This window comes from Niallia sp. Sow4_A1, assembly GCF_052116745.1.
In the GTDB taxonomy this organism is placed as follows: Bacteria; Bacillota; Bacilli; order Bacillales; family Cytobacillaceae; genus Niallia; species Niallia hominis.
On the sequence record NZ_JBQKKM010000088.1, the window covers coordinates 1 to 9,114 of the forward strand.

The 9,114-nt window shown below is 36.6% G+C and carries 14 protein-coding genes; 4 read left to right on the forward strand and 10 right to left on the reverse strand.

The genetic code is table 11. The annotated features are described in order from the left end of the window. Window positions 1-98: 98 nt before the first annotated feature. Window positions 99-569, reverse strand: a complete 471-nt coding sequence (locus ACTQ5K_RS24750) for a metallophosphoesterase (RefSeq protein WP_441994414.1) — start codon at window positions 567-569, stop codon at window positions 99-101. 8 nt (window positions 570-577) lie between these two features. After that, entirely contained in the window at window positions 578-1,324 is a 747-nt protein-coding gene (locus ACTQ5K_RS24755; RefSeq protein WP_441994415.1) for a hypothetical protein, read from the reverse strand. A 209-nt stretch (window positions 1,325-1,533) separates the two neighbouring features. Here ACTQ5K_RS24755 and ACTQ5K_RS24760 point away from each other — a divergent pair, with 209 nt between their 5' ends. Beyond that, on the forward strand, window positions 1,534-1,974 hold the full coding sequence (locus tag ACTQ5K_RS24760; protein ID WP_441994416.1) for a hypothetical protein: 441 nt from the start codon (window positions 1,534-1,536) through the stop codon (window positions 1,972-1,974). A gap of 31 nt (window positions 1,975-2,005) precedes the next feature. Here ACTQ5K_RS24760 and ACTQ5K_RS24765 read toward each other — a convergent pair whose 3' ends face one another. The 6 genes from ACTQ5K_RS24765 to ACTQ5K_RS24790 form a co-directional block, all read right to left on the reverse strand. Next, window positions 2,006-2,608 carry a response regulator transcription factor gene (locus ACTQ5K_RS24765; RefSeq protein WP_284561784.1) on the reverse strand — a complete coding sequence of 201 codons (603 nt, stop codon included), beginning with the start codon at window positions 2,606-2,608 and terminating at the stop codon, window positions 2,006-2,008. Beyond that, window positions 2,605-3,738, reverse strand: coding sequence for a histidine kinase (locus tag ACTQ5K_RS24770; protein WP_441994417.1), 1,134 nt, complete (start codon window positions 3,736-3,738; stop codon window positions 2,605-2,607). The genes ACTQ5K_RS24765 and ACTQ5K_RS24770 overlap by 4 nt, the downstream gene beginning before the upstream one ends. A 6-nt stretch (window positions 3,739-3,744) precedes the next feature. Then, window positions 3,745-4,482: an ABC transporter permease gene (locus ACTQ5K_RS24775; RefSeq protein ID WP_441994418.1), complete on the reverse strand. Its 738-nt coding sequence runs from the start codon at window positions 4,480-4,482 to the stop codon at window positions 3,745-3,747. Continuing rightward, window positions 4,457-5,386: an ATP-binding cassette domain-containing protein gene (locus tag ACTQ5K_RS24780; protein ID WP_441994419.1), complete on the reverse strand. Its 930-nt coding sequence runs from the start codon at window positions 5,384-5,386 to the stop codon at window positions 4,457-4,459. The genes ACTQ5K_RS24775 and ACTQ5K_RS24780 overlap by 26 nt, the downstream gene beginning before the upstream one ends. A gap of 401 nt (window positions 5,387-5,787) precedes the next feature. Then, window positions 5,788-6,252 (reverse strand): GNAT family N-acetyltransferase, encoded by a 465-nt coding sequence (locus ACTQ5K_RS24785; RefSeq protein ID WP_251628664.1) that lies wholly within the window; start codon window positions 6,250-6,252, stop codon window positions 5,788-5,790. Next, complete coding sequence (locus tag ACTQ5K_RS24790; protein ID WP_251628662.1) at window positions 6,249-6,641, reverse strand: DUF2500 domain-containing protein; 393 nt, start codon at window positions 6,639-6,641, stop codon at window positions 6,249-6,251. Before ACTQ5K_RS24790 ends, ACTQ5K_RS24785 begins: the two co-directional genes overlap by 4 nt. Before the next feature lie 232 nt (window positions 6,642-6,873). On the opposite strand from ACTQ5K_RS24790, the gene ACTQ5K_RS24795 reads away from it, so the two are divergent. From ACTQ5K_RS24795 to ACTQ5K_RS24805, 3 genes are read left to right on the forward strand one after another with little or no spacing between them, the layout of a single operon-like run. After that, complete coding sequence (locus ACTQ5K_RS24795) at window positions 6,874-7,257, forward strand: DUF2089 domain-containing protein (RefSeq protein ID WP_031539958.1); 384 nt, start codon at window positions 6,874-6,876, stop codon at window positions 7,255-7,257. Between the two features lie 13 nt (window positions 7,258-7,270). Beyond that, entirely contained in the window at window positions 7,271-7,654 is a 384-nt protein-coding gene (locus ACTQ5K_RS24800) for an SHOCT-like domain-containing protein (protein WP_031539957.1), read from the forward strand. A 2-nt stretch (window positions 7,655-7,656) separates the two neighbouring features. Beyond that, a complete protein-coding gene (locus tag ACTQ5K_RS24805; protein WP_441994420.1) occupies window positions 7,657-7,851 on the forward strand; it encodes a hypothetical protein in 195 nt (64 codons plus the stop codon). A 249-nt stretch (window positions 7,852-8,100) separates the two neighbouring features. On the opposite strand, the gene ACTQ5K_RS24810 is transcribed toward ACTQ5K_RS24805, so the two are convergent. Next, a complete protein-coding gene (locus ACTQ5K_RS24810) occupies window positions 8,101-8,649 on the reverse strand; it encodes a DUF3231 family protein (RefSeq protein ID WP_251628658.1) in 549 nt (182 codons plus the stop codon). Between the two features lie 166 nt (window positions 8,650-8,815). Continuing rightward, window positions 8,816-9,114, reverse strand: a 299-nt coding sequence (locus ACTQ5K_RS24815) for a hypothetical protein (protein ID WP_441994421.1), incomplete at its 5' end; no start/stop codon positions are given.

A 9,114-nucleotide genomic window follows, 5' to 3' on the forward strand; every position in this document is an offset into this window, starting at 1 on the left:
TACAGTTTTTTTGCCCACGCAAAAACACCTCCGAATAATGTCACAATACTTATCTCAAGTATTGCCATTTTGGAGGTGTTTTATATTGTCTCACTATTTTAGGTTAGTCCATCTACCCCAATAAGATTCACTGTTTCTTCCTTTATTTTCACTAGCGCCTGTTCATTTCTTAAGATATACACGCCTGCTTTCCGTAATTTCTCTTCTAAGTCAGAGAATTTTCCTGACCAGGATTCATGATTTCCAGTTACATAATAGGTTGGGGCTATTTGGACAAGCTCTTCCATTAATGTCATGCTTTTCTGTTCATCATAGTCTTTCGAATCAACAAGATCACCTGTGAATGCAATGATATCAGGATTTAAGTTTTTTACTTTCCTTACTAAACGGTTTTGATTTTTTCCAAATTGTTTACTATGTAAATCCGATAGTTGCACTACTTTAATCGAGTCTTTTATTTTTTCAGATGAAAGCTTGAAGGTTGAGGTAGATAGACTATTATTTTGGTAATAGGAAAATAGCATAAGGATACATATGCTTATGCCCACTAGTAACATTCTTTTTTTCATCCTTATTCTCACTCTTTCTTCCAGCTCACCTCAAAACCACCTTGCAATCCATCGCCGGTAATAATGAGCATATAGGTTTCTGTGTTTTTTGCCTCAAAGGTTAAAACGGACTTTTCCTCATTACTCATCCCTATCCTCCGATTCTTTTCATCTATTAAATAATAGCCAAATCCACCGCCATTGCGATTCGTAAAATCAATGTAGATTGTTACCTTTTCTCCTTTTTTCGCTTTAACTGGGATATGATCTTCTCCGTTAAAATAAGAAAAATAGGCTTCATAGGACTGATCGCCTCTGACCGTATTCCATTCTTTTTTTACTGTAAAATCAGGAATCGTTAACAAAAGAAAGAGAATAGGCGTAAAGGCAAATGTCCATTTAAATGCGTTTAGCTTTGCCGCTAATTTAATTCCTATATAGAATAATAACGAGCAAATCAAGCCAATGGTTGCAGCTATTAAAGGGTATACATTCCACACAATCGGTAAAAACAGACAAAGCCCTGCTAAAAGATACAATACAATTTCTAGTTTCGGATAATATTTTGCTATACGATCAATTATCATAGAAACAAGAATCCCCACACCAAAAAAGGCAATCCAAAAGAAGGGATTTTTGATTTCATGGGAAAATAAATATAAATCAAAGCTGGATAAAAACATATAGCAAAAAAAGAGTGTGGCAGCAAACCCAGCTCCTGCTAGCTTTATTAAGACATATCCCATTCCCTTGCGGATATTCTGACTATCTACCATATTTGTTCCTCCCAAAGGATAATTACTACCATTCTATCAAAATAAGGAAATAAATTGTTAAAAACTTGAAAATTATTGAATCATTTAAAATCGATTATTGTTTTTATATGCATTTAACAAATAGATGATTCCTTTTTTCTTAATCCTTCTCGTTTTAAATAATGCCAACTAGGTCATACTTATTTTATGTATCTTTCGGGAGTGAAATTATGACTTGGTTTCCTTATATTTGTTTCCTTGTTACTATAATCATCATATGGTTTATGCCAAAGCATCTTACAAAAGTGGAAATATATGTGACTTGGTTTGTCGTTGGCTTAATTAATTTAAGCTCAGATATTATATTAAGTTTTGTATTCCATCTGTATGAGCTTGGACCAAAAGGCGTGCAATTTACTGTTCATTTTATTGAACTAACACTTGGTGCCACCCATGGAATCATTTATTTAAATTTTATGCCCCATGATGTTAAAAGATTTATTCCTTATTTTTTCGCTTGGATTGCCTACTCTATTCTTTTAGAATCTGCTCTTCTTTACTTTGGGTTCATTACCTACAGTGGATGGAGCTTATGGTATGCAGGAATTTATTATGCAGTTGCATTGGTTTATACAAGATGGCACTTAAACTTTATTCGAAGTGGGAAATAAGGATGAAAAGCAGAAGCGAAGCAAGAGGCGTTTATAACCAGCCATTTTGCTTCGCTTCTGCTATGGCCTCCATTCTATTTTTTGCCCCTAATTTGCTGATTGCTTCTGAAATATAATTGCGAATCGTTCCTGTAGATAAAAATAAGGCTGCAGCAATCTCCTTCACCGACTTCCCCTCTTCCACCAGAATCAATACTTCTCTCTCTCGCTTTGATAATGGATTATCTTTTCCGATACTGCCAAAAATCAATTCGGAGGCAAATTCCCTTTTTCCATTCATAATATTTCGGATCGCTTCTGCAAGCTCTTCGCTCGGACCATCCTTTAATAAATAGCCATGAACATTGGCATTTAGCGCCCTTTCAAAATACCCAGGCCTTGCAAACGTTGTTAAAATTACCACTTTACAAGAGGAATTTAATGCTCTTAACTCCTCTGCGACTTCAAGACCACTTTTAATAGGCATTTCAATGTCCAATAAGCAAATATCTGGCTTAAGTCCGCGAATCTGCGTTAATGCTTGTTCGCCATTTTCCGCTTGGCCAATAACTTCCATATCCTCTTCAAAGTTAAGCAGTGTCCCTAATGCACCTCTGAGCATTCTCTGGTCTTCTGAGATAATAATTCGAATCATAATATCTCCTCCTTTTGCCTTTCCTTTCTTATAATCGGAACGACAATGTGAATAGTCGTGCCGTGATTAGATGCAATACTCCATTTTCCATCTACCAATTCCAGTCTCTCTCTCATTCCTTTTAATCCATTTCCGTGGGACTGTTCGATATGTAAGCCTTTGCCATTATCCTGAACAGTTAGTTCGACTGTCCCTGGATCTTGTAGGATAGCTATTTTACTCTTCGTTGCATCACTGTGTTTAACAATATTAGTAACAGCTTCTTTTAAACAGAGACTGATAATATTCTGGGTTAAAAGGGCTACCTCGCCATCTTCCATTTCGATGGTTATGTCTGCATCAATTCCCGCAGTTTGTAACGTCTTTTGAACTTCCACTATTGCTTCTCGGATGGTTATAGCCCGCATATCAGATACTAGCTCACGCACTTGTTTTAATGCCGCACGAGAAATTTCTTCCATTTCCTTCGCCTCTTTCATCGCACTATCTGGTTGCGGCTTCACCATTTTGCCAACGAGCTGGCTTTTTAGTGTCAGCAAAGATAGAGTGTGGCCAAGCGTATCATGCAGATCACGAGCAATTCTCATTCGTTCTTCTCTTTTTACTAGATAACTAATTTGTTCATTTGCTAAATCCAGTTGTTTTTCTAAATCCATGCGCCGATTCATCGAGCGGATTCCAAAAGGAGAGATTAGCATGATAATAAAGAACGGAACCATAAAAATAAGGGAGTAAGGATTGATGGCATTCCAACTAATGACGATTGGAAAAAGTACTGAAAAGACCAAAAGGCTATAGAAGTAATAAAAATTTTTTTTGCCCGAATAATAGCCAATGAAATTAGCTGGGAAATAGCCCATAAATAATAGATTAGGATCATAGTAGATACTAAAAATCAGTACGATCAAAATTTGAATAACGAGCCAATAATTAAAGGAGTTCTCTTCTATATGCGTATACAATTGCCGGTATGAAAGAAGAAATATAAGCACAAGAAGAAAACCAATTATTTGCTTCGTCCCATCTTCCTTTATCATCTGCATAACCGGAATCAATATGTAGACTAAAAAGATATAGGGGAAAAAGCCAAACCTTCTTGGAAAAAGCTCGAATTTCTTCTTGGTATCCATATCTTCTTACACCGCCTCTCTTTTTTTTCCAATATAAGTTGATAATACCATAAATAGAACGAGGTACCCGATAATCATCAGATAACTAGAAAAAGATGGATAGTGATTTCTGATTATTTCCCATGCTCCGTTGGCAAAATGATACGAAGGAACCCATTTTGCCACTTGTTGCATAAAGGATGGGAACACCTCAATTGGCATCCACATTCCCCCAGTTATCGCCATAGACATATATAATAGATTGCTAATTCCTGAAGCTGTTTCTACTTTTTTAATCGTGCCAATAATTGTTCCAAGAGCTAGAAATGGAAGAGATCCAAACAGAATCCAGACACCACAAAATAGCCACTGTGAAAAAAGAAGACTCACGTCATTAATGAGGATTCCTGCGGTAAATATAACAAGAATGGAAAATAAATGAATCACTGTTTGAGCAACCATTTTTGCACCATAGTAAATAAATTGGGAGAGTGGCGTAATCTTTAAAAATATCGTCCAACCTTCTGCCTTTTCCTGAACGATTTTAATTCCTAACGTCATCATACTTGATCCCATAATACTGAATGTCGTCATCGACATTAAATAATGTAGATTCCATAGCCCGTCATCTTCTCGGGGAGCTATAAAAATGTTTGTAAATAAAAAATAGAAGAGGACCGGAACTAATAAAGACCAAAAAATATAGTATTTATTCCGAAGCATTCGAACGGTTTCTGCTTTACTTTGCATCCAAAAGGTGTTCATTGCTGTCTACCTCCTTCGTATCTTCCATTAGCTGTGAAAAAACCTCTTCCAATCGACCGAGCTTCACTTCAATATGATGGATATTCAGTTGCCTATCGAAGATTTCCTTTAGCAGTTGATCAGCGTTTGTTGCGATAAGGGTTACCGTTTCCTTCTCTTTTTGCACTTCTGCAACAAATGGCAAAGTCCGATAAAAATCGATGGGATATGAAATTTTCTCTTGAAACCTCACCCTTGGCTTCGTCAATTTTCCCTTTAACTGCTCAGGTGTCCCGTCACCAACTACTTCGCCTTTATTAATCATAATGATTCTTTCCGCTACTTCATCTGCTTCTTGCAGGTAATGTGTTGTAAAAAGAATTGTTTTTCCTTGCTTATTTAATTCTTTGATTTTTCTCCAAAAATGTTCCCTTGCCGTAACATCCATGCCAACAGTTGGCTCATCTAAAAACAGTAAGTCTGGATTACCTGCAAGCGCCAGTGCGAAGTTCAAACGTCTTTTCTGGCCACCTGAAAGCTTTTCTGTTCGCTTATTCCACTCCTCTTCATGAAGACCTGTTAGTTCTAATAAAGAGGACAATTCAAGAGGATGTTGATAATAGCTTTGTATTAATTGAATCAATTCCTTTACTTTTAAGCTATCCATCACACTGACTTCCTGCAGCATCCCTCCTACCCTTTCCAATACTTCTTTGTGTTTAGGATCCTTTTGAAAAAGGGAAACAGTGCCTCTTGTTGGCTTCATTAGCCCAAGCATCATCCGCATTGTCGTCGTCTTTCCTGCTCCATTCGCACCTAAGATTGCCACCATTTCTCCCTGTTTGATTGAAAAAGATACGTCATTTACTGCCTTCTTCTGCTGAAACTCCTTTGTTACATTCTTTAGCTCTACGATTGTTTGCAAGCTTCCCACCTCCAGATTCTATCTTTATTGTAGCTTGCAAAAAGAGGGCTGATTAGTCGCAGATGTCAGGAATATTAGGTGACAAATGTCATTTTTTCATAAGAATCTGTTATAACTGATGTTGATTTTACTGTCTTAAAAAATTAACGAAACAATTCCGCTTAATTTGAGAAATACACTCATTTCCTTAAAAATAAAGGAGGTTTTTCCGTTTATCGAATTAAATTCTTCAAATTTTGTCTTATTTTCAACAGCTAATCGGAATATCTCCGTTTATATCCGCTACTTAAGCTCACTCTATATACATTAGCCGGAAATTCTCCGCTTATGAATTCTCATACTAATAAAACAATAATAAACCCTTTAATAAAAAAAGCTCTGGTTATCAGCCAGAGCTTTTTTTATTCTTCTCTTATCATGATTAAAAACGATACATCATTCGCATTTGTAAAGGAAGACACTTTGTGAAATCCAAATTTTTCATATAAAGCAATTGCCCTTTTATTAAAGGCAGCTACAGTTAGGCGCAAAGGCTGAGTTGTCTCGATGGAAGCTATAATAAATTGGAGAAAGGCAGTTCCCTGTCCTCTCCCTGTTAAGTCTGGGCGCATACCTAGGCCAATATCCAGGTACCCTTCTGGATATGCATGAAAAAAATAGCCAATTGGAACTTGCGCTGCATAGCCTGTGCAATAAAATCCAACTAATGCTCCGTCCTTATAAAGGGCATAGTACGGATTTTCCGCAAACTCCTGTAATGCTTCCTCTGTTACTTCACTATTATATAGGTCATATGGCGGCAAATATGTCCAGCTAAGGATCTCCCTCGCCACTTCTTCGGTCATCTTATGCAAAGAATAGCTCATTGTGTTTGTTCTCCTATGGGCTCATTTCTAGTAAAGCCTAGATATCTTGTTCCTTGACATTGCAGTTCCCCGTTATCTCCTTCTATCAGCATACCAAATTGTCCGCCATTTACTTGAAATTCCGTACGCTCACCACTCGGAAATTCAAATGTAACATAATAGTGATTATATGCACGGGTATTTCCCCCACCATGAACACTCGTTCTTTTCGCAACTACTTTTGCAGGTGTAGAAAGACGAGGTTGATTGTTATTTTTGCTCCACTTTATAAGTCCCTTTATGATCCTAACTACAATAATACCAAGGATGATTGCAAATATAGTCGGTACGATAGCGAACAGGATATTCCCTGTAGCAATAAAATCCTCAAACGCAAAGAAATTCCCCATATCTCTCATCTCCTCTAATGAAGAAATTTTTTCCTTTATTACACTATATCATTCCTTACGCATCACTTAGTCAAAAAGTTTCATCGAAAACCATACTCACTTCGAAAAAATCCCGCATATAAAATAAACAATATTAACAAATAGATATAATTACATTAATTTTATCAATCATATAATTGACTTATTTAAGAAAATTAATTAATCTATCATAGAAAGGAGGTTGATATTTAGTATGAATTATCCAGTTATAAATGATTGTCCTGTCTGTCATCATGAACTCCATGTAACAAAACTTGAATGCACTAATTGTCATACGACGATTGAAAATCGATTTCATCTGTCCAAATGGCACTCTTTTTCAGAGGAGCAAATGCATTTTATTGAAACCTTTATTCTTTCAAGAGGAAGCATTAAAGAAGTCGAAAAAAAGCTAGGTATTTCTTATCCAACTGTCCGAGGAAAACTGGATGATATTATTGAGATTATGACAGGTGAAGAAGCAAAAGAAGAAAAAGTAAGCACCAAAGAGGGACAAAGAAAAGCAGATATTTTAGAAAAGCTAGAGATGAATGAAATAACAGCGGACGAGGCTATCCGATTAATGAAGGATCTTTAAGGAGGAATGAAACATGAATGACGAAATAAGACGAATTTTAACAATGGTGGAAAACGGCAAATTAACATCAGACCAAGCAGCTGTACTAATCAATTCATTCGAGGAAAAAATAGAAAAAAAGCCACTGCTTGAAGATAGCCCTTATCTAAACCGCTTACTTAAAGTACGTGTCCATTCAGAAACAAATGACAATATAAATATAAATGTTCCGATTAGACTTGTGAAAGTACTGCTTCAAACGGGAATTGGAATAGCATCCAAAATTCCTCAATCCCAAACCTATACAGAAAATATCGATGTAGAATTATTACTTGCTGCGATTGATAGCGAATTAGTCGGCGAAATTGTAAATGCTAAATTAGCAAATGGCGACAGTATCAATATTTATGTGGAATAGTGGTGGAAGACATGGTAAAGGTAATTGTCCAAACCGATAAACATAAACGTTTTTCCCTTGTTCTCCCTCTTTTTCTGTTGAGTCCATTCCTTGATATTGCCTTATCGAAAAAGTTATGGAAATTTATTCACCACAAAGGAAAAAATAATACAGTTGATGCAATCTATACGAATATAACGGAAATAAAGTTTTTATAGAAGACTTTAAGTAAAGAGCTTAAAGCTGTGTCACTTCCTGAACCACTTGTTGATATTCATTTGAAGGATGGAACTTACGTGAAGGTGGCTATTACATGAAGCATGATTTTTTTCAAAAAAAAATCTAGTGCTCGCAACACTAGATTTTGTGAAACTTCATTTTAAATTAGATAGATTGCCTTTCCTGCACTCGTTAGATTGGGAGAGGCATTCTTTTATTACTATAGCATAGGACAGGAAAATTGTGAATTACTGATGGGGTGCTCCTGGCGGATAGAAGCTTGGCGGCATTTTGATCCATCCATGCTCTCTCATTTTCGTTTTCAAATCCATCCCATAAATACTCTTCTCTGTATGGAAGCGAATCCACATTAACCCAACATCACTGCGGACACTTTGTGTGATATTTGTAGCGCACATGACAATATTACTCGTCACTTTCGCTGCTAGTAAGTTCGCTATTTCCATATCCGTCGATTTAGCGCCCAAAGGAATAGCATTCGGATCCGACTTGGGCTTCGATTCAGCGGAATTGGAAAGTGGGACTCCTTCTTTTAACATAAATTCCTCTAAAATCTTACGTTGCTCGGTTGCTAATTCTTTTGCCTCATTAATTAATTCCATTAACACATCATCTGTTGTCGTATTAAGCGCCATTTCCAATACAGGAATTTCATCCGCAATTGCAGCCTGATATGTCCATAAGCCCATTGCCTCTCCAATATGCAGTTGCGATTTCGGTTCTGAGTCAAATCTTGTTTTAATATAATCGAGAAGCGCTTCTATTTTATGTGCCATACTGTACACCTCTTAGCATTTTTACCTATAATGTTTACTTCTAAATGGGATTTTATTCAAAGAATATAGAATTCTTCCTTCTTGAATAGTAAAGATATAGAATTCCTAGTGGAAAAAAAGGGAAAGCAGCCTTTGTTCATTCACTTATTTATCCTTATTTTGAGCTTTATAGGATTATTGTGATTAACGGCGTGTCTTTCCCTTTGAATTTTGGTGATTTTTTTGTGGATTTGGTACTTTTGCTTGCGACTTTGGCACTTTTGCTTGCGACTTTCACTCTTTTGCTTGCGACTTTTGTACTTTTGCTTGCGGCTTTGGCACTCTTACTTGCGATTTCCACTCTTTTACTTGCGGCTTTCACTCTTTTACTTGCGGCTTTGGCACTTTTGCTTGCGACTTCCACTCTTACTTGCGACTTCGGCACTCTTACTTGCGATTTCCACTCTTTTACTTGCGACTTTGGCA